We start from the raw sequence: 19,424 nt of genomic DNA, 5'->3' as shown, positions 1-19,424 counted from the left end.
CCGCGTGTCAGCGGCGTTCGCGGGAGTTCCCGAAGAACAGGCGGTAGATGATCAGCAGGATCAGCGATCCGCCGATGGCCGCGACCCAGGTCTCCACGTCGACGAAGTCCTTGGATATGGGGCGGTCCAGGAACTTCGACGATATCCAGCCACCGAGGAAGGCGCCGACGATGCCGGTCAGGGTGGTCCCCACAAGGCCGCCGGGGTCGCGGCCCGGCAGCAGGATCTTGGCGATGACGCCGGCAATAAGTCCGAGAATGATCCAGGCAAAAATGCTCATGCGTGCGAACCTACCCGTCACTCGGTCTTGGAATCCAAGACGTTCGTGACGGTCGGCCGGTTGCGGTCCGCGGGTCGCGGACCGGTGTCTCGGGTTGTCCGGTTTGCCGCCCGGAGGGGGCTCCTACCAGCCGGCGAACTGCTCGTCGGTGCTGACGATCTCCTTGCCGAAGGGCATCAGCGAGACGGGGATCAGCTTGAAGTTCGCGATGCCCAGGGGGATGCCGATGATCGTGATGCACAGGGCGATTCCCGTGGTGATGTGCCCCAGCGCCAGCCACCAGCCGGCGAGGACCAGCCACAGGACGTTGCCCACGCAGGAGGGTGCGCCCGCGTCCCGGCGGTCGACGACACGGTGGCCGAAGGGCCACAGGGCGTAGACGCCGATGCGGAAGGCCGCGAGGCCGAACGGGATGCCGATGATCGTGATGCACAGCAGGAGGCCCGCGACAAGGTAGCCGAGGAACATCCAGAAGCCGCACAGGACCAGCCAAATGACGTTCAGAATGGTTTTCACGGACGATGACCTGCCATCTGCTCGAGTCGGGCAATGCGCTCCGCCATCGGCGGATGTGTCGAGAACATCTTGGACACGCCCTGCCCGGGGCGGAAGGGATTCGCGATCATCATGTGGCTCGCGGTCTCGATCCGCGGCTCGGGCGGCAGGGGAAGCTGCTTCGTGCCGGCGTCCAGCTTCCGCAGGGCGCTCGCCAGGGCCAGTGGGTCACCGGTCAGCCGGGCGCCCGAGGCGTCGGCCTCGTACTCGCGGGAACGGCTGACGGCCAGTTGGATGACGGAGGCGGCGAGCGGGCCCAGGATCATGATCAGCAGCATGCCGAGGATGCCGGGGCCCTCGTCGTCGTTGGAGCGGCCGACCGGGATCAGCCAGGCGAAGTTGACCAGGAACATGACGACGGAGGCGAGCGCTCCGGCGACGGACGAGATCAGGATGTCGCGGTTGTAGACGTGGCTGAGCTCGTGGCCGAGGACGCCGCGCAGCTCCCGTTCGTCCAGGATGCGCAGGATGCCCTCGGTGCAGCAGACCGCGGCGTTGCGCGGGTTGCGTCCGGTCGCGAAGGCGTTGGGGGCCTGCGTCGGGGAGATGTAGAGCCGCGGCATGGGCTGGCGGGCGGCGGTGGAGAGCTCACGGACCATGCGGTAGAGCTGGGGCGCCTCGAACTCGCTCACCGGGCGGGCCCGCATGGCGCGCAGCGCCAGCTTGTCGCTGTTCCAGTACGCGTAGGCGTTGGTGCCGACGGCTACCAGGAGCGCGACGATCAGGCCGGTACGTCCGAAGAAGCTGCCGATGAGGATGATGAGTGCGGACAGGCCCCCGAGGAGTACGGCGGTTCTCAGCCCGTTGTGCCGGCGGTGCACGGTACGCCCTCCAGGTGGTGCAAGCAGGGGGACCCTTTGATTGGTGGGTGCTCCACTCCCCAGTGGAGCTTCCCGTACTGGTCAACGCCAGGCGAGGAGAGCTAGTTCCCTTGTGCTTGCGGTCCGGTGCGCCCGTGGGACCGGGCCGCTCCGGCGGTTCGTGCCGGAGCGGGCCTTGGGCCGTACGGGTGGCGGCGTGCCCCGGGGTCAGCGCTGGACGGGGAGTTTCGCGAGTGCGAGGGCCTGGGGGTCGGGCTCGACCTCGCTGGTGCAGTGGGCGCAGCGGGAGGCGACGGCCGGGATCTCCGTGTAGCAGCGGGGGCAGTCGCGCAGGGCGGCCTTGATGTCGGCCTGCTCCTCGTCCTTCTTGGCCGTGAAGCGGTTCTGGACCTTGGCCATGGGCACGACGACACAGAAGTAGAGGACCGCGGCGGTGATGAGGAAGGCGATGGCGGCGCTGACGAAGAGTCCGTAGGGGAACGTCACGTCGTCGAACTTGAACTCGGCCTTGCTGAAGTCGCCGGTGCCACGGGTGATGAGGCCGATCAGCGGCACGATGAACGCGTTGCTGAACCCGGTGACGACTGCGGTGAACGCGGCTCCGACGGCGAGGCCGATCGCCATGGAGATCACGTTTCCGCGCAGGATGAATTCCTTGAACCCGTTCAGCACTGCTCTGGCTCCTCTGTGATGTCAACGCGGGGTGCGTCGTGTGCGGGCATGACCTTGCCCTGAGCGGGCTGCCGGGAGCAAGCCGATCCCGGATCCGCCGGAACGGGTACCGGACAGGTGTCGGCTGTCAGAACAGGTTGACGGCGGCGAACCTGAGGACGGTCTGCGGGGCGCCGGAGAGGGCGATCCCGGCGACGGCGGTGAGGACGATCGCGGCGGTCAGCGGGACCGGGGTCCGGTGCCGGGCGGCGGGCTGCGGCTGCTCCGTACCGTCCTGCGCGGGGCCGCGGAACAGGGCGGCGGTCCACTGGAGGTAGTAGTAGAGCGCGATCACGACGTTGACGGCCATGACGACGGCGAGCCAGCCGAGTCCGGCGTCGACGGCCGAGGAGAAGACGGTGACCTTGGCGAAGAGGCCGATGATGCCCGGCGGCAGTCCGGCCAGGCAGAGCAGGAAGAAGCCCATCGCGAGGGCGGCCAGGGGCCGGGTGGCGTAGAGGCCCCGGTAGTCGGCGATGCGGTTGCCGGGGTGGGTACGGGCGACCAGGGCGGCCACCGCGAACGCGCCGAGGTTCACGACGGCGTACATCAGGGCGTACGCGACGGTGGAGCCGATCTGCCGGTCGCCGGCGTACGCGGCCGCGGCGATCGGCACCAGGAGGTAGCCGGCCTGGGCGACGGACGACCAGGCGAGCAGGCGTACGGCGCTGCGGGCGCGGGTGGCGCTCTGGCGCAGCGCGGCGACGTTGCCGACGGTCATGGTGAGCGCGGCGAGGACGGCGAGGGCGGGGCCCCAGACGTCGGCGTAGGAGGGGAACGCGACCACGGTGACGAGGACGAGGCCGGAGAAGCCGACCGCCTTGCCGACGACCGAGAGGTAGGCGGCGATCGGCAGGGGGGCACCGACGTAGGTGTCGGGGACCCAGAAGTGGAAGGGCGCGGCGGCCGTCTTGAAGGCGAAGCCGACGAGGGTGAGGGCGACGCCCGCGCGGGCGAGGGTGGTGAGCTGCCCGGGGACGTCGTCGAGGCGGCCGGCGATCTCGGTGAGGTGGAGGGTGCCGGTCGCCGCGTAGACGAAGCTGACGCCGAGGAGCATCACGGCGGTCGCGACGACGGAGGACAGGAAGAACTTCAGCGCGGCCTCGGAGGAGCGCCGGTCGCCGCGCTTGATGCCGACGAGGGCGAACGCGGGCAGCGAGGCGACTTCGAGGGCGACGACGAGGGTGGCGAGGTCGCGGGCGGCGGGCAGCAGTGCGGCGCCCGCGGCGGAGGACAGCAGCAGGAACCAGAACTCGCCGGCCGGGAGCTTGCGGGTGTCGCCGAGCGAGAGCAGTGCGGTGAGCAGCGCTCCGCCGAGTACGAGGACCTGGATGATCAGGGTGAAGTGGTCGGCGGTGTAGCTGCAGGCGCGGGTGCCGGTGGTGAGGCAGAAGGTGGAGCGGTCGCCGTCGCGCAGCGGGATCAGGAGGGCGAGGGCGACGACGAGTCCGGCGACGGCTCCGTAGCCGAGGAGCGGTTTGCGTTCCCGGGGTACGAAGAGGTCGGCGACCAGGACGGCGAGGGCGACGGCCGCGACGGTGACCGGGGGCGCGATGGCGAGCCAGTCGACGGACTGGACGAGGCTGGTGGTGCTCTCGGCCGCTGTGGTCACGACTTGCCTCCTGCGAGGAGCTTCTGCACGGCCGGGTCGGTGAGGCCGAGGAGGACGGCGGGCCACAGGCCGGCCAGGACGGTGAGGGCGGCGAGGGGGGTCCAGGCGGCGAACTCGTGGTGCTGGATGTCGGGGATCCGGTGCGGTTCCTCGCGCTTGGCGCCCATGCAGACGCGGCGGACCAGGAGGAGCATGTACGCGGCGGTGAGCAGGGTGCCGAACGCGGCGACGGACATGAACGTCAGGAAGGCGGGGCGGTTCAGGCCGTCGGCCGGGTCGAAGGCGCCGAACAGGGTGAGCATCTCGCCCCAGAACCCGGCGAGGCCGGGCAGGCCCAGGGACGCGACGGCGGTGAACGCGAGGAGGCCGCCGAGGCGGGGCGCGCTGCCGTAGAGCGCGGCGCCGGTGGCGCCGGAGAGGGTGTCGAGGTCGGCGGTGCCGTACCGGTCCTTGACCGCGCCGACCAGGAAGAACAGCAGGCCGGTGATGAGCCCGTGGGCGATGTTGGCGAAGAGCGCGCCGTTGACGCCGGTGGGGGTCATGCTCGCGATGCCGAGGAGTACGAAGCCCATGTGGCCGACGGAGGAGTACGCGATCAGGCGTTTCAGGTCGCCCTTGGCGCCGGGCCGGACGAGGGCCAGGCAGGCGAGCGATCCGTAGATGATGCCGGCGACGGCGAAGGCCGCGAGCCAGGGCGCGAAGGTGTGCATGCCGTCGGGGGCGATCGGGAGCAGGATCCGGACGAACCCGTACGTGCCCATCTTCAGCAGGACGCCCGCGAGCAGGACGGAGCCGACGGTGGGGGCGGCGGTGTGGGCGTCCGGGAGCCAGCTGTGCAGCGGCCACATCGGGGTCTTGACCGCGAGTCCGATCCCGATCGCGAGGACGGCGGTGACCTGCACGGACGAGGTGAGGCCGCGGCCGTTGTCAGTGGCGAGTGCCACCATGTCGAAGGTGCCGCTCTTCAGTCCGATGAGGAGCAGGCCCAGCAGCATGACGACCGAGCCGAGCAGGGTGTAGAGGATGAACTTCCAGGCGGCGGCCTGCTTCCGCGCACCGCCCCAGCGGGCGATGAGGAAGTACATCGGGATGAGCACCATCTCGAACGCCAGGAAGAACAGCAGCAGATCGAGGACGGCGAAGGTCGCGAGGGTGCCGGACTCCAGGACGAGGATGAGCGTGACGAAGGCCTTCGGGGAGGGGCCCGTGGCCCGCGGCGTCAGCCGCTCGTGTTGGAGCTTGAAGTAGCTGTGGAGCGCGCAGAGGAAGGTCAGCAGCGCGGTCAGTACGAGAAGGGGGAGCGAGATGCCGTCGATGCCGAGATGGATGCGGACGTCGAGCGCCGGGATCCAGCTGATGTCGGTGGTGGCCTGCATCTTCGACGGGTGGTCGTGGTCGAAGCCGGCGGCCAGCACGAGCGTGGCGAGGAGGATCACGCCGGTGACGGTCACGCCGTGGCGGAGCACGGCCTGGTCGGGGTTCCTGCCCTTGAGCCCGGGCGGGGCCGGGAGCAGGGCCGCGACGGCTCCGAGGAGCGGGGCGGCGACGACGAACGCCAGAAGGAACTGCATCACGGATGCGCTGATATCGATCACGGTTCACGACCCGGCGTTGACGTTGGCGAAGACGACGGCGGCGACCGCCAGGACCAGGGAACCGGCGAGCAGTGCGCTGAGGTAGGTCTGCACGTTGCCGGTCTGGGCACGGCGGACGGCGGTGCCGAGCCAGCGTGCGCCGGTGGCGGAGCCGCGTACGTAGGTGTCGACGACCTCGCGGTCCAGGAAGCGGACGAGGCTCGCGGCGGCCTGGACGGGGCGGACGAACAGCGTCGCGTAGACGGCGTCCAGGTGGAAGCCGGCTGCCGCGTGGCGGTGGAGCGGGCCGAGCAGGAGCCGGCCGGGGTCGGCCGGGTCGGGGGCGTCACCGGCGTCTCCGTAGGCGGCGGTGTGGCTCTCCATGGCCTCGACCTCGATGAGGGCGGGTTCCGCTCCTGGGTGGGCGACGACGGAGCCCATGGGGGTCCGGGCGGCCAGTGCCGTGGTGTGGCGCCAGGCCCCGTAGGTGACCAGGCCGCCGACGAGGCCGACGCCGGTGGAGAGCACCGCGGTGGTCAGCGACGGGGTGAGGCGGTGGCCGTCGAACCAGTCGCCGATGACACCGACGGTGAGTCCGAGGGCGATGGTGGGGACGGCCAGCACCCAGAGGACCGAGGTCATGGCGGCGGGCTGCCTGCCGTGGTCGGGGGCCTCGGCGCCGCGGCCCCGGAAGACGAGGAGCCAGAGCCGGGTGGCGTACGCGGCGGTGAGGACGGCGGCCAGGAGTCCGGCGACGAGGACGGTCCAGCCGGCGGCGGCCGGGGCGACGTGGCGGTCGCCGAGGGCGGTGTGCTCGGCGGCGACGAGGACGGCTTCCTTGGAGAAGAAGCCGGCGAACGGCGGGATGGCGGCCAGCGCGAGGAGCGCGATGGTCATCGTCCAGTAGGCGTCGGGGATGCGCCTGGCCAGGCCGCCCATGCGGGACATGGCGGCCAGTGAGTTGGTGCCGGCGGCGTGGATGACGACGCCCGCGGCGAGGAAGAGGACGGCTTTGAACGCACCGTGCGAGAGGAGGTGGAAGACGGCGGCGCCCCGGTCGCCGACGGCCAGGGCGCCGGACATGTAGCCGAGCTGCCCGATCGTGGAGTAGGCGAGGACGCGCTTGATGTCGTCCTGGGCGAGGGCGGCGAGTCCGGAGCCGATCATCGTGACGGCGGCCATGACGGCGAGGACGACGAGCGCCGCGCCCGAGGCGGCGAACACGGGGAGCAGCCGGGCCACGAAGTAGATGCCGGCGGCGACCATCGTCGCGGCGTGGATCAGCGCGGACACGGGGGTGGGGCCGGCCATCGCGTCGGGCAGCCAGGTGTGCAGGGGAAACTGCGCGGACTTGCCCGCGACACCGGCGAGGAGGAGCAGGGCGATCACGGTGGGGTGGTCGAGGCCGCCGTGGGCGACGGAGCCCAGGATGCCGGTGATGCGGAAGGTGCCCGTGTCGGCGGCGAGGGCGAACAGGCCGATGAGGAAGGGGACGTCGCCGAGCTTGGTGACCAGGAAGGCCTTGAGGGAGGCCGCGCGGGCCTCTGGCGTCTCCCAGTAGTGGCCGACCAGGAAGTACGAGCAGATACCCATGATCTCCCAGCCGACCAGGAGCACCATCAGGTCGCCGGAGTAGACGACGAGCAGCATCGCGGAGGTGAAGAGGGAGACGAGGGCCGCGTACGAGGGGTAGCGGGGGTCGTCGCGCAGGTACGCGGTCGAGTAGATCTGCACGCAGCTCGCCACGAGGGCGACCAGGACGGCGACGAGGACCGCGAAGCCGTCGAGGTGCAGGGCGAGGTCGACCGGGACAGAGCCGGTGGGGGTGAGCTGGGTCGCGGCGTCGATGGCCCGGCCGCCGCCCTGGCGGGCCGCGACGACGGCCGCGATGACGAGGGAGGCGAGGGAGGGCAGTACCGCGAGCGGGCGGACGAATCCGGGGGCGCCGCGTCCGAGCAGGAGTCCGGCCGCCGCTCCCAGGAACGGGAGGAGGGGGACGAGGACGGCGAGGGTCGTGGTGGTCACGGGGTGGCCTCTGCCTTCTTTGCCTTCCCTGCCGGAGCAGTGGCCTGGTCTTCGGTGCCGGAGGCGGTGCCGTCGTCGTCACCGTCGTCGTCACCGTCCGGGAGGGTCTCGGCCTCGTCGGTCTCGGCGGTGTCGCGGAGTCGGTCGATGTCGGAGCTGCCGCGGTTGCGGTACACGGCGAGGACGATGGCCAGGCCGATGCCGATCTCCGCCGCCGCGATGGCGATGGTGAACAGGGTGAGGGCCTGGCCGGAGTGCAGGGCGTCGCGGAGCCACACGTCGAAGGCGACCAGGTTGAGGTTGACGGCGTTGAGCATCAGCTCGACGGACATCAGGACCAGGATCGCGTTGCGGCGCGCGAGCACTCCGTAGAGCCCGGTGCAGAAGAGGAGGACGGCGAGGACGGCGGGATAGGCGAGGTGCATCAGTTCTTGTCCTCTCGGCCCTTGCGGGACAGGACGACCGCGCCGACGAGGGCGGCGAGCAGGAGAACCGAGAGCGCCTCGAAGGGGAGCACCCAGTGCCGGAAGAGGAAGGCTCCGGTGGCCTCGGTGGACCCCTGGACCGGCCCGTCCAGCTCGATCCAGGTGGTGCGGAACGCGTCCACGACGACCCAGACGAGGGTGCCGGCGGCGGCGACGGCCACCGCGAGGGCGGGCAGGCGGTTCTCCGAATCGGCGTCCGGGGAACGGCCGATGGGGGCCCTGGTGAGCATCAGGCCGAACAGCAGGAGGACGACGACGGAACCGACGTAGATCAGTACCTGCACCCAGGCGATGAACTCCGCCGTGAGCAGGAGGTACTCGACGGCGAGGCCGCCGAGCGTCACGATCAGCCAGAGGGCCGCGTGCACCAGCTGTCTGGTCGTGACGGTGACGAGGGCCGCGCCGAGGGTGACGATCCCGGCCAGCACGAACGCGATCTCGATACCGGTCGGGGAGAGGAAGCCGGGGTGGCTCTCGGTGAGGCTGAAGACGGGTCCGGAGGCGCCCGGGGTGGTGGCGAGGGTGGTCGCGGTGGCGGTGATCACGCCCGGCCCTCCTGGTCCGTCGCGGTGGGATCGGCCGGGGCGGGCGGGCCGGCCGCGGCGGCCTCCTGCTCGCGCTGGGTCCGGAGCTTCTCCGCCGTCTTGCGGGCGGCGGCGATCTCCTTCGGTTCCTCGGCCGCCGGGTCGAGGGCCGGCGGCTCCGGCACCGTCCACATCCAGTCGCGGAGCTTGTCGCGCTCATGGGTGAGTTCGAGGATGTCCGTCTCCGCGTACTCGAACTCCGGTGACCAGAAGAGCGCGTCGAACGGGCACACCTCGATGCAGATCCCGCAGTACATGCAGAGCGAGAAGTCGATGGCGAAGCGGTCCAGCACATTGCGGCTCCGCTCGCGCCCGCCCGGGGCCGCGGCGGGCACCGTCTCCTTGTGGGAGTCGATGTAGATGCACCAGTCGGGGCACTCACGGGCGCAGAGCATGCAGACCGTGCAGTTCTCCTCGAACAGCGCGATGACGCCGCGGGAGCGGGGCGGCAGTTCGGGCTGCACGTCCGGGTACTGGGCGGTGACGGTCTTCTTCGTCATCGTCCGCAGGGTGACGGCGAGACCCTTGGCCAGGCCTGCGCCGGGGATCGGGGGCACTAGTTGATCGCCACCTTCACGATGCCGGTGAGCGCGATCTGCGCGAGAGCGAGCGGGATGAGGACGGTCCAGGCGAGCTTCTGCAGCTGGTCCTCGCGGAGGCGGGGATAGCTCACGCGCAGCCAGATGACGACGAAGGCGAGGACGGCGGTCTTCAGGAGCGTCCAGACCCAGCCCAGTCCGTCGGCGCCCAGCGGGCCGTGCCAGCCGCCGAGGAAGAGCACGGTGGTCAGTGCGCACAGCACGACGATGCCCGCGTACTCGGCGAGCAGGAACAGGGCGAAGCGGAGGCCGGTGTACTCGGTGTAGGCACCGAAGATGATCTCCGAGTCGGCGACCGGCATGTCGAAGGGCGGGCGCTGGAGTTCGGCGAGTCCGGCCACGAAGAAGACCAGGGCCCCGGTGATCTGCCAGGGCAGCCACCACCACTCGAAGGCGTCGAGGATGCCGGGGAGCGAGACCGTGCCGGCCGCCATCGCCACGGAGGCGGCGGCGAGCAGCATCGGCAGCTCGTACGCGAGCAGCTGAGCGGCGGTACGGAGACCGCCGAGCAGCGAGAACTTGTTGGCCGATGCCCAGCCCGCCATGAGCGAGCCGAGCACGCCGATGCCCATCACGGCGAGCACGAAGAAGATGCCCGCGTCGACGACCTGGCCGACCGCGCCCTCGCCGGGGCCGATCGGGACGGCGACGAGCACGAGGAGGTACGGGAGCAGCGCGACGGCGGGGGCGAGCTGGAAGACGCGGCGGTCGGCGTCGGCCGGGACGATGTCTTCCTTCTGCACGAACTTCACGCCGTCCGCGACGAGCTGGGCCCAGCCGTGGAAGCCACCGGCGTACATCGGGCCCAGGCGGCCCTGCATGTGGGCCATCACCTTGTGTTCGGTCTGGCCCACGACGAGGGGGACGACCATGAACACCGCGAACACGATGACGAGGCGGAGGGCGACGTCCAGTACGTCGTTCACTCGGTATCGCCTCCGGCGGGGGTGTCAGGGGTGTCGGGAGTCGCGGTGGTGCCGGGAGTTGGGGGGACGTTGTGCCACGGCGCGTCCGCGGTGGGAGCCGGGCCCGGGGGCGTCGGCGGCGCGAGCGGCTGCTGGCCCGCCGAACCGTCGCTCGCGCTGCGGGTGCGACGGGCCGGGCGGTCGCCCGCGGGCCTCGCCGTGCGGGCGGGACGGGCGGGGGCGGGCGGGAGCTGGCCCTTCAGCGGGCCCCATTCGTTCGGGTCGGGGACGCCGGGCGGCAGCATCGTGCGGCGCTTCGGGCCGCCGTGCTCCGACTCGCCCGGCTCCTTGGCACCCGGCCAGGCCTTGGCCACGCGGGCCGCCAGGACGAAGTCCTTGCGCAGGGGGTGGCCCTCGAAGCCCTCGGGCAGCAGCAGGGGGACCAGGTGCGGGTGGCCGTCGAAGGCGATGCCGAACATCTCGTGGGTCTCGCGCTCGTGCCAGCCGGCACCCGCGTAGACGCCGATCGCGCTGGGCAGCACGGCCGCCTCGTGCGGAACGGTCGTGCGGACCAGGAGCCGTCGGACCGCCGGACCGGGCGCGGAACGGTCGGGCAGTGCGGCGAGGTGGGCGCAGACCCGGAAGCCCGTGCCCGGTTCGTCCACGGCGCTCAGCCAGTCGAAATAGGTGCAGCCGAGCCCGTCACGCGCCGTTTCCAGCGCGGCGGTCCAGGAGGCGGGCGGCACGTCGACGGTCAGCAGGTCGTACGCCTGCTCCGCCGTGGCGTCCTCGCCGAAGATCTCGGTCACGGCGTCCGGCAGCCGGTCGTAGCTCTCGGCGGCGGTCACTTCGGCTCCTCCCCGGAGGCGTCCGGCGCGGACGGTGCCTGAGACGTCTCAGGTGCCTGAGGGGCCTGCGGTGCCTGAGGCGCCTGAGGGGCCTGCGGGGCGGCGACCAGTCCGCTGCGCAGCGCGGCGGTGGAGGGGCGGGTCGCGCCGTCGTTCGCGTAGCGCTCGCCCAGCGACTCGCGCGCGATCTTCTCCTGGAGCTTCAGGATGCCCTGGAGCAGGGCCTCCGGCCGGGGCGGGCAGCCGGGAACGTAGACGTCCACCGGGATGATCTGGTCGACGCCCTTCGTCACCGAGTACGAATCCCAGTACGGGCCGCCGCAGTTGGAGCAGGCGCCGAAGGAGATGACGTACTTGGGCTCGGGCATCTGCTCGTACAGCCGCTTCACCGCGGGGGCCATCTTGTCCGTCACCGTGCCGGAGACGATCATCAGGTCGGCCTGGCGGGGGCCCGGGGCGAACGGGATCACGCCGAGCCGGATGAAGTCGTGGCGCGCCATGGAGGCGGCGATGAACTCGATGGCGCAGCAGGCGAGTCCGAAGTTGAAGACCCACAGGCTGTAGCGGCGGCCCCAGTTGAGGACGACCTTCATCGGCTCGGGTGCGAGCCGGGACAGCACGCCCAGCCGCTTCGGCTCAGGAAGGAACGTGGGTACGGGATCGGCTGCGGGCACGGGTACGGAACCCGGCTCCGGCTCCGGTCCCGACTGCGGCTGACCGGCTGACGACGGGCTCGTCACGTCCATTCGAGGACGCCCTTCTTCCATGCGTAGAGCAGTCCCACGGCCAGGAAACCGAGGAAGATGAACATTTCCACCAGCGTCGTCGCGCCGTATCCGGGCGCGGCGAAGACGGTCGCCCACGGGAACAGGAAGATCGAGTCGACGGCGAAGACCACGTACAGGAACGCGTACACGTAGTAACGGACCTGGGTGTGGGCCCAGCCCTCCCCCACGGGGTCCACGCCGCACTCGTACGTGAGGAATTTCTCCGGCGTCGGGACCACGGGACGCATCAGGCGGCCGGTTCCGAAGGCGACGGCGACGAACAGCACCCCTACCACGGCGAGCAGTCCGACGACCGAGTAGCTGTGGAAGTACTCCGACGCGAGAACGGTCGGTCCCGGCAGGTCCGCAACGTCCGCCACGTCCGCCCCTCGCTCCCTCAAACCCGTCCGACGATCTGTACGCACGGGAGTCTAGGCCCTGTAAAGGAACGGTAAGCAGCCGCGTCGGACAACTGGTGGGGTTATCCCTACTTCATCGCCACCCATGAGCCCCATGGCGTCCGGGTGCCTCACCCGGCAGGCTGGGCATATGACCATGAGCCCCCAGGTACCCGACAACGACCGGCCGCCGCCCGTCCGCTTCGCCCTCGACGCGTGCACCTGGAAGGAGATCGCGCATCTCCTCGCCAACTTCCCGATGGCGGTCGTCGGGTTCGTCTACACGGTGATCATGGTCGCCGTCGGTGTGGGGCTCGCGGTCACGGTGGTCGGTCTGCCCCTGCTGGCCGCCGGGCTACAGGGTTCGCGGCTGCTCGGGCGGGCCGAGCGGGGCCGGGCGCGCGGGCTGCTCGGGGTGCGGATCGACGAGCCGAGTCCGATGGTCCTGGTCCGCCGGGAGGAGGGGTTCTTCTCCTGGCTGTGGTCGAGCCTGAAGGACCCGGTGGGCTGGCGCGCGGTGCTGTACTCCTTCGTCCGGCTGCCGTGGGGCGTGCTCACCTTCGTGGTGACGCTCGTGAGCCTCTTCGTCCTGTGGCCGGTGCTCCCCTTTACGGCGCGGTTCCTGTCCAACGCCGACCGGGGCATGGTGCGCGGGCTGCTGTCGCCCTCCGACGAGCTGGAACGCCGGATCGCCGAGCTGGAGTCGGACCGGGGCGTGGTCGTGGACACCGCCGCCGCCGACCTGCGCCGCATCGAACGCGACCTCCACGACGGCGCGCAGGCCCGCCTCGTCGCCCTCGCCATGGGGCTCGGGCTCGCGAAGGAGAAGCTGACCGACGACCCCGAGGCCGCCGCCCGGATGGTCGACGAGGCCCACGGCGAGGTCAAGGTCGCCCTCCAGGAACTCCGCGACCTCGCCCGCGGCATCCACCCCGCCGTCCTCACCGACCGCGGCCTCGACGCCGCCCTCTCCGCCATCGCCTCCCGCTGCACCGTCCCCGTGACGGTGGGGGTGGATCTGCCGGGGCGGCCGGCGCAGGCCATCGAGGGGATCGCGTACTTCACCGTGTCCGAACTGCTCCAGAACGTCAGCAAGCACAGCGGGGCGCGCACGGCGTCCGTCGATGTGTGGCGGACGGCGGACCGGCTGCTGATCCAGGTCACCGACGACGGACGGGGCGGGGCCTCGCTGGACGGCGGTACGGGGATGTCGGGGCTGGCCGAGCGGCTGGGCGCCGTCGACGGCCTGTTCGTCCTCGACTCCCCGCCCGGCGGCCCGACGACGGTCACCGCGGAACTGCCCTGGCGCGACCGGGACGACGAGAAGGGCGCGGCGGCGGCCGGCACGGGCCGGACCGCGCGGCCGAGCGGCGCTGAGAGCCGGGGCCGGGCCGGGGGTAGGGAAAACCCCCGGTCGGAGAGGGATACCGCCCTCATGGTGGGCGGCTCACCGCGACAGCACACTTGAAGTGCGCACACGAAGCGCGCACAGCGAGCGAACGCCCGAGCACGCACGCCCAGCGAGTACCCACAGTGAGTGCCCACAGCGAGTACGCACAGCAGACAGAGCCGGCCTCACGGACGCAGAAGAAACGGACGGAACCCATGGCCACGACATACGGACCCGGCAGACGGGACGATGATCGACCGGGAACCGGCTCCGGGGACCGCACCGCGCGCAGGCACTTCTTCCCGGCCTGGCTGCGCGCCCCCGTCGAGGCCCGGACCTGGCGCGAGTTCGCCTATCTGCTGCTGAGCCTGCCGATCAGCGTCGTGCTGTTCGCCTTCGCGGTCACCATGACGTCGTTGAGCGCGGGCCTGCTCATCACCTTCCTGGGGATTCCCGTCCTGGCCCTCGGCCTGACCGTGTGCCGCGGCTTCGGCACGATGGAGCGGGCCAGGGCCCGTGGCCTGCTGAAGCTGTACGTGCCCGCTCCCGCACCGGTACGGGGCCGGACCGGCGGTCTGATGTCCTGGGTCGGGGCGGTCCTGAAGAGCGGGGTGTCCTGGCGGCACCTGCTCTACGCGGTGCTGCACCTCCCGTGGGCGGTCTTCGCCTTCTGTGTGTCGCTGACGTTCTGGTCGTGGGGCTGGGCGGCCCTCACGTACCCGTTGTGGCACTGGGCCTTCCCGACGCACGTGGGAACCAGCGGCATCCAGCTGTACGGGGACGCCGGCCACCGGGTCTACCTGGACTCCTCCCTCGACCTGGCGGCGACCAGTGCCATCGGGCTGGTGATCGTCCTGATCAGCCCGTGGATCATCCGGGGCCTCGCCTCGGTGGACCGGCTGATGGTGGCCGGGCTGCTGAGTCCGTCGAAGCTGGCGACCCGGGTCACGGAGCTGGAGTCGGACCGGGGCGTGGTCGTGGACACGGCCGCCGCCGACCTGCGCCGCATCGAACGCGACCTCCACGACGGCGCGCAGGCCCGCCTCGTCGCCCTCGCCATGGATCTGGGGCTCGCGAAGGAGAAGCTGACCGACGACCCCGAGGCCGCCGCCCGGATGGTCGACGAGGCCCACGGCGAGGTCAAGGTCGCCCTCCAGGAACTCCGCGACCTCGCCCGCGGCATCCACCCCGCCGTCCTCACCGACCGCGGCCTCGACGCCGCCCTCTCCGCCATCGCCTCCCGCTGCACCGTCCCGGTCAACGTCGAGGTCGACCTCGACTCCCGGCCCGCGCAGGCCATCGAGGGCATCGCGTACTTCACCGTGTCGGAGCTGCTCCAGAACGTCAGCAAGCACGCCCACGCCACCCGCGCGTCCGTCGACGTGTGGCGGACGGCGGACCGGCTGATGCTCCAGGTCACCGACGACGGGCGCGGTGGCGCCGGCCTGACGTCGGGCAGCGGTCTCGCCGGTCTGACCGAGCGGCTGGACGCGGTGGACGGGATCCTGCTCGTCGAGTCCCCGGTGGGCGGCCCGACCAGGATCACCGCCGAGCTGCCCTGGCGCGGCTGACCACCCCCTCCCCCCCTCTCACCGGTCCACTTCCCCGGGGCGACGCAACCCTTCGAACGTCCTCGGCGTCACCGCCGATACTGGGATGCTGGATGCTGAACGGCATACGGGTGGGGAACAGCGAACAGTGGGGGAAGAGACGTCGTGGTGGAGGACAGGGTGCGTGTGGTCATCGCCGAGGATTCGGTGCTGCTCCGGGAAGGACTCACCCGGCTGCTGACCGATCTGGGTCATGACGTCGTGGCAGGGGTCGGGGACGCGGAGGCCCTGATCAAGACGGTGAGCGACCTCGCCGCGCAGGACGCGCTGCCCGATGTGGTGGTGGCCGACGTACGGATGCCGCCGACCCACACGGACGAGGGCGTGCGGGCCGCGGTGCGGCTGCGCAAGGAGTACCCGGGGATCGGGGTGCTGGTCCTTTCGCAGTACGTCGAGGAGCAGTACGCGACCGAGCTGCTGGCCGGGTCCAGCCGGGGCGTGGGGTATCTGCTGAAGGACCGGGTCGCCGAGGTCCGGGAGTTCGTGGACGCGGTGGTGCGGGTGGCGCAGGGCGGTACGGCGCTGGACCCCGAGGTGGTGGCGCAGTTGCTGGGCCGGAGCCGTAAGCAGGACGTGCTGGCCGGGCTGACGCCCCGTGAGCGCGAGGTCCTCGGCCTGATGGCGGAGGGGCGGACGAACTCGGCGGTGGCCAAGCAGCTGGTGGTGAGCGACGGCGCGGTGGAGAAGCACGTGAGCAACATCTTCCAGAAGCTCGGGCTGTCCCCCAGCGTGGGCGACCACCGGCGGGTGCTGGCCGTGCTGACCTATCTGAATTCCTGATGCCGGCCCGCGTTCCCGAGGAAGGACCGAGTCTCTGATTCCGGTCTGAATCCCTGCTGCCGGGGCCAACTATCTGACACTCTGTCAGATAGTTGCCGGGGCGGTCCCGGCGGCGTCCGGACCCGAGAGCCGGACAGGGAAGCCGGCGACTCGCTCCACGCCCTCTCCAGCGAGGGTCCGACGCGGAACCGGGCGGCTGATGAATCATGACGGAACAGCGCCGAAAAGCGTCTCAACATGCCGTCCATCATGTGATCGGCCAGAGGAAGGCGACCCTTACAGACGTAGGGTGGGGCCTGGGACCGCCGGCGGGCCGGATGGTTCCGAGCCGCCGCGCCGAGGGAGGTCCAGTAAGTGACCAGCCAGGTCAGTAGCCCAGCCGAACAGGCCGATGAGGCCAGTGAGGCGCTCGTGGGGGGACAGCGTGCCCCCCAGTCCGCAGCAGGCAACGGGGACAAAGAGATCCGCCGTCTGGACCGGGTGATCATCCGTTTCGCGGGTGACTCCGGTGACGGTATGCAGCTCACGGGTGACCGGTTCACCTCGGAGACCGCTTCCTTCGGGAACGACCTCTCCACCCTGCCGAACTTCCCCGCCGAGATCCGGGCCCCCGCAGGCACCCTGCCGGGTGTGTCGTCGTTCCAGTTGCATTTCGCCGACCACGACATCCTGACCCCCGGCGACGCGCCCAACGTGCTCGTCGCGATGAACCCGGCCGCACTCAGGGCGAATATCGCCGATGTGCCGCGCGGCGCCGAAATCATCGTGAACACCGATGAGTTCACCAAGCGGCCGATGGCCAAGGTCGGGTATCTGACCAGCCCGCTGGAGGACGGCTCGCTGGAGGCGTACAACGTCCATCCGGTGCCGCTGACCACCCTCACCATCGAGGCGCTGAAGGAGTTCGGGCTCCCCCGCAAGGAGGCCGAGCGCTCCAAGAACATGTTCGCGCTCGGGCTGCTCTCCTGGATGTACCACCGGCCGACCGAGGGAACCGAGACCTTCCTGCGGGCCAAGTTCGCCAAGAAGCCGCAGATCGCCGAGGCGAACGTGACCGCGTTCCGGGCCGGCTGGAACTTCGGGGAGACCACCGAGGACTTCGCGGTCAGCTACGAGGTGGCCCCGGCCTCCCAGGCCTTCCCCACCGGCACGTACCGCAACATCTCGGGGAACCTCGCACTGTCCTACGGGCTGATCGCCGCGGGCCGGCAGGCGGACCTGCCGGTCTACCTGGGCTCGTACCCCATCACCCCGGCCTCCGACATCCTGCACGAGCTGTCGAAGCACAAGAACTTCGGTGTGCGGACCTTCCAGGCCGAGGACGAGATCGCGGGCATCGGTGCCGCGCTGGGCGCCGCGTTCGGCGGTGCGCTCGGGGTGACGACCACGTCGGGACCGGGGGTGGCGCTGAAGTCGGAGACCATCGGGCTCGCCGTCTCCCTCGAACTGCCGCTGCTGATCATCGACATCCAGCGCGGCGGCCCCTCCACCGGCCTGCCCACCAAGACCGAACAGGCCGACCTGCTCCAGGCGATGTTCGGGCGCAACGGCGAGGCCCCGGTGCCGATCGTGGCTCCGAGGACCCCGGCGGACTGCTTCGACGCGGCGCTCGACGCCGCCCGGATCGCCCTGACGTACCGCACCCCGGTCTTCCTCCTCTCCGACGGCTACCTGGCCAACGGCTCCGAGCCCTGGCGCATCCCGGAGGTCGGCGGGCTTCCGGACCTGCGCGTCCAGTTCGCCGGCGGCCCGAACCACGAGCTGGCCGACGGCACCGAGGTCTTCTGGCCGTACAAGCGCGATCCGCAGACCCTGGCCCGCCCCTGGGCGGTCCCCGGCACCCCCGGCCTCGAACACCGCATCGGCGGCATCGAGAAGCAGGACGGCACCGGCAACATCTCCTACGACCCCGCCAACCACGACTTCATGGTCCGCACCCGGCAGGCCAAGATCGACGGCATCGAGGTCCCGGACGTGGAGGTCGACGACCCCGCACAGGCCCGGACGCTGGTCCTGGGCTGGGGCTCCACCTACGGGCCCATCACCGCCGCCGTGCGCCGGCTGCGCGCCGCCGGGCACCCCATCGCCCAGGCACATGTGCGCCATATCAATCCGTTCCCGCGGAATCTCGGCGAGGTGCTGAAGCGTTACGACAAGGTGGTCGTCCCGGAGATGAACCTCGGGCAGCTGGCCATGCTCATCCGGGCCAAGTACCTGGTGGACGCGCAGAGTTACACCCAGGTCAACGGCATGCCGTTCAAGGCCGAGCAGCTCGCGACGGCCCTCAAGGAGGCCATCGATGCCTGAGACCAACGAACTCCTCCAGCCCTCGGCAGGAACCGGGGCCGCAGCCGAGACCGAGACCGAGACCAACGAACTCCTTCAGCTGGTGCCGAAGTCCGAGGCCAAGCAGTCGATGAAGGACTTCAAGTCCGACCAGGAAGTGCGCTGGTGCCCCGGCTGCGGCGACTACGCGGTCCTCGCCGCCGTGCAGGGCTTCATGCCCGAACTGGGTCTGGCGAAGGAGAACATCGTCTTCGTCTCCGGCATCGGCTGCTCGTCCCGCTTCCCGTACTACATGAACACCTACGGGATGCACTCGATCCACGGCCGCGCCCCGGCCATCGCCACCGGACTCGCCTCCTCCCGGCGGGACCTGTCCGTCTGGGTGGTCACCGGTGACGGCGACGCGCTCTCCATCGGCGGCAACCACCTCATCCACGCCCTGCGCCGGAACGTCAACCTGAAGATCCTCCTCTTCAACAACCGGATCTACGGGCTCACCAAGGGCCAGTACTCCCCGACCTCCGAGGTCGGGAAGATCACCAAGTCGACGCCGATGGGATCGCTGGACGCCCCCTTCAACCCGGTGTCGCTGGCGATCGGCGCGGAGGCGTCCTTCGTCGCCCGCACGGTCGACTCCGACCGCAAGCACCTCACGAGCGTGCTGCGCGCGGCGGCCGACCACCCCGGCACGGCGCTGGTGGAGATCTACCAGAACTGCAACATCTTCAACGACGGCGCGTTCGAGGTCCTCAAGGACCGGGAGCAGGCCCAGGAGGCCGTGATCCGGCTGGAGCACGGGCAGCCGATCCTCTTCGGCACCGACAGCGCCAAGGGCGTCGTCAGGGATCCGCGGACGGGCGATCTGTCGGTGGTCGAGGTCACCGAGGAGAACCGCTCGCAGATCCTCGTCCACGACGCGCACGCCGCCAGCCCGAACACCGCGTTCGCGCTGTCCCGGCTCGCCGACCCGGACACCCTGCACCACACCCCGATCGGGGTGCTGCGCAGCGTCGAACGGCCGGTCTACGACACCCTGATGGCGGAGCAGCTGGACGCCGCCGTCGAGCGGGACGGCAAGGGCGACCTGGGCGCGCTGCTCGCGGGCAACGACAACTGGACCGTGGTCGGGTAACACCGCCGTCCGCCCCGTCCGGCGATGCGGAGCGGCCTCCGGGAGTACACCCCGGGGGCCGC

At 70.7% G+C, this 19,424-nt stretch carries 19 protein-coding genes; 5 read left to right on the top strand and 14 right to left on the bottom strand.

Annotation, left to right across the window (positions count from 1 at the left end; all coding sequences use genetic code 11):
• Nucleotides 1-7 precede the first annotated feature (7 nt).
• The 14 genes from ACIO3R_RS34310 to ACIO3R_RS34245 all read right to left on the bottom strand — a co-directional run bounded on the left by ACIO3R_RS34310 (nucleotide 8) and on the right by ACIO3R_RS34245 (nucleotide 12,146).
• Complete coding sequence (locus ACIO3R_RS34310; protein WP_385035495.1) at nucleotides 8-280, bottom strand: GlsB/YeaQ/YmgE family stress response membrane protein; 273 nt, start codon at nucleotides 278-280, stop codon at nucleotides 8-10.
• A gap of 123 nt (nucleotides 281-403) precedes the next feature.
• Entirely contained in the window at nucleotides 404-796 is a 393-nt protein-coding gene (locus tag ACIO3R_RS34305) for a YccF domain-containing protein (RefSeq protein ID WP_362960613.1), read from the bottom strand.
• A complete protein-coding gene (htpX, locus tag ACIO3R_RS34300; RefSeq protein ID WP_385035493.1) occupies nucleotides 793-1,656 on the bottom strand; it encodes a zinc metalloprotease HtpX in 864 nt (287 codons plus the stop codon). The genes ACIO3R_RS34305 and htpX overlap by 4 nt, the downstream gene beginning before the upstream one ends.
• A gap of 207 nt (nucleotides 1,657-1,863) precedes the next feature.
• Nucleotides 1,864-2,328, bottom strand: a complete 465-nt coding sequence (gene mscL, locus ACIO3R_RS34295; RefSeq protein WP_385035491.1) for a large conductance mechanosensitive channel protein MscL — start codon at nucleotides 2,326-2,328, stop codon at nucleotides 1,864-1,866.
• A 127-nt stretch (nucleotides 2,329-2,455) separates the two neighbouring features.
• Entirely contained in the window at nucleotides 2,456-3,979 is a 1,524-nt protein-coding gene (locus ACIO3R_RS34290) for an NADH-quinone oxidoreductase subunit N (protein ID WP_402110934.1), read from the bottom strand.
• Nucleotides 3,976-5,550: a NuoM family protein gene (locus ACIO3R_RS34285; protein WP_402110996.1), complete on the bottom strand. Its 1,575-nt coding sequence runs from the start codon at nucleotides 5,548-5,550 to the stop codon at nucleotides 3,976-3,978. The genes ACIO3R_RS34290 and ACIO3R_RS34285 overlap by 4 nt, the downstream gene beginning before the upstream one ends.
• Nucleotides 5,551-5,577: 27 nt before the next feature.
• Nucleotides 5,578-7,578, bottom strand: a complete 2,001-nt coding sequence (locus ACIO3R_RS34280; RefSeq protein WP_402110932.1) for an NADH-quinone oxidoreductase subunit L — start codon at nucleotides 7,576-7,578, stop codon at nucleotides 5,578-5,580.
• Nucleotides 7,575-8,003, bottom strand: a complete 429-nt coding sequence (nuoK, locus tag ACIO3R_RS34275) for an NADH-quinone oxidoreductase subunit NuoK (RefSeq protein ID WP_385035485.1) — start codon at nucleotides 8,001-8,003, stop codon at nucleotides 7,575-7,577. Before nuoK ends, ACIO3R_RS34280 begins: the two co-directional genes overlap by 4 nt.
• Nucleotides 8,003-8,506 (bottom strand): NADH-quinone oxidoreductase subunit J, encoded by a 504-nt coding sequence (locus tag ACIO3R_RS34270; RefSeq protein WP_385035507.1) that lies wholly within the window; start codon nucleotides 8,504-8,506, stop codon nucleotides 8,003-8,005. Before ACIO3R_RS34270 ends, nuoK begins: the two co-directional genes overlap by 1 nt.
• 98 nt (nucleotides 8,507-8,604) lie before the next feature.
• Nucleotides 8,605-9,204 carry a NuoI/complex I 23 kDa subunit family protein gene (locus ACIO3R_RS34265; RefSeq protein ID WP_385035483.1) on the bottom strand — a complete coding sequence of 200 codons (600 nt, stop codon included), beginning with the start codon at nucleotides 9,202-9,204 and terminating at the stop codon, nucleotides 8,605-8,607.
• Nucleotides 9,204-10,172, bottom strand: a complete 969-nt coding sequence (locus ACIO3R_RS34260; protein WP_385035481.1) for an NADH-quinone oxidoreductase subunit H — start codon at nucleotides 10,170-10,172, stop codon at nucleotides 9,204-9,206. Before ACIO3R_RS34260 ends, ACIO3R_RS34265 begins: the two co-directional genes overlap by 1 nt.
• On the bottom strand, nucleotides 10,169-10,999 hold the full coding sequence (locus ACIO3R_RS34255) for an NADH-quinone oxidoreductase subunit C (protein ID WP_402110929.1): 831 nt from the start codon (nucleotides 10,997-10,999) through the stop codon (nucleotides 10,169-10,171). Before ACIO3R_RS34255 ends, ACIO3R_RS34260 begins: the two co-directional genes overlap by 4 nt.
• The gene (locus ACIO3R_RS34250; protein ID WP_402110927.1) at nucleotides 10,996-11,745 is read right to left on the bottom strand and encodes an NADH-quinone oxidoreductase subunit B; all 750 of its coding nucleotides are present in this window, start codon (nucleotides 11,743-11,745) and stop codon (nucleotides 10,996-10,998) included. Before ACIO3R_RS34250 ends, ACIO3R_RS34255 begins: the two co-directional genes overlap by 4 nt.
• Nucleotides 11,736-12,146 (bottom strand): NADH-quinone oxidoreductase subunit A, encoded by a 411-nt coding sequence (locus tag ACIO3R_RS34245; RefSeq protein WP_385035475.1) that lies wholly within the window; start codon nucleotides 12,144-12,146, stop codon nucleotides 11,736-11,738. Before ACIO3R_RS34245 ends, ACIO3R_RS34250 begins: the two co-directional genes overlap by 10 nt.
• 169 nt (nucleotides 12,147-12,315) lie before the next feature.
• Between ACIO3R_RS34245 and ACIO3R_RS34240 the strand changes: the two genes are divergently transcribed.
• The 5 genes from ACIO3R_RS34240 to ACIO3R_RS34220 all read left to right on the top strand — a co-directional run bounded on the left by ACIO3R_RS34240 (nucleotide 12,316) and on the right by ACIO3R_RS34220 (nucleotide 19,362).
• Complete coding sequence (locus tag ACIO3R_RS34240) at nucleotides 12,316-13,632, top strand: sensor histidine kinase (RefSeq protein WP_402110926.1); 1,317 nt, start codon at nucleotides 12,316-12,318, stop codon at nucleotides 13,630-13,632.
• Between the two features lie 137 nt (nucleotides 13,633-13,769).
• A complete protein-coding gene (locus tag ACIO3R_RS34235) occupies nucleotides 13,770-15,125 on the top strand; it encodes a sensor histidine kinase (RefSeq protein WP_385035469.1) in 1,356 nt (451 codons plus the stop codon).
• 159 nt (nucleotides 15,126-15,284) lie between these two features.
• Entirely contained in the window at nucleotides 15,285-15,944 is a 660-nt protein-coding gene (locus tag ACIO3R_RS34230) for a response regulator transcription factor (RefSeq protein ID WP_363069889.1), read from the top strand.
• Between the two features lie 354 nt (nucleotides 15,945-16,298).
• Nucleotides 16,299-18,251: a 2-oxoacid:acceptor oxidoreductase subunit alpha gene (locus tag ACIO3R_RS34225; protein ID WP_385035467.1), complete on the top strand. Its 1,953-nt coding sequence runs from the start codon at nucleotides 16,299-16,301 to the stop codon at nucleotides 18,249-18,251.
• Nucleotides 18,252-18,360: 109 nt separating this feature from the next.
• A complete protein-coding gene (locus ACIO3R_RS34220; RefSeq protein ID WP_402110993.1) occupies nucleotides 18,361-19,362 on the top strand; it encodes a 2-oxoacid:ferredoxin oxidoreductase subunit beta in 1,002 nt (333 codons plus the stop codon).
• The last annotated feature ends 62 nt before the right edge of the window (nucleotides 19,363-19,424 follow it).

Origin of the sequence: Streptomyces sp. NPDC087428, assembly GCF_044744085.1 — a bacterium.
Lineage (GTDB): Bacteria > Actinomycetota > Actinomycetes > Streptomycetales > Streptomycetaceae > Streptomyces.
Note: the sequence above shows the minus strand (reverse complement) of the source record. Positions and strands in the feature narration are given on the sequence as shown.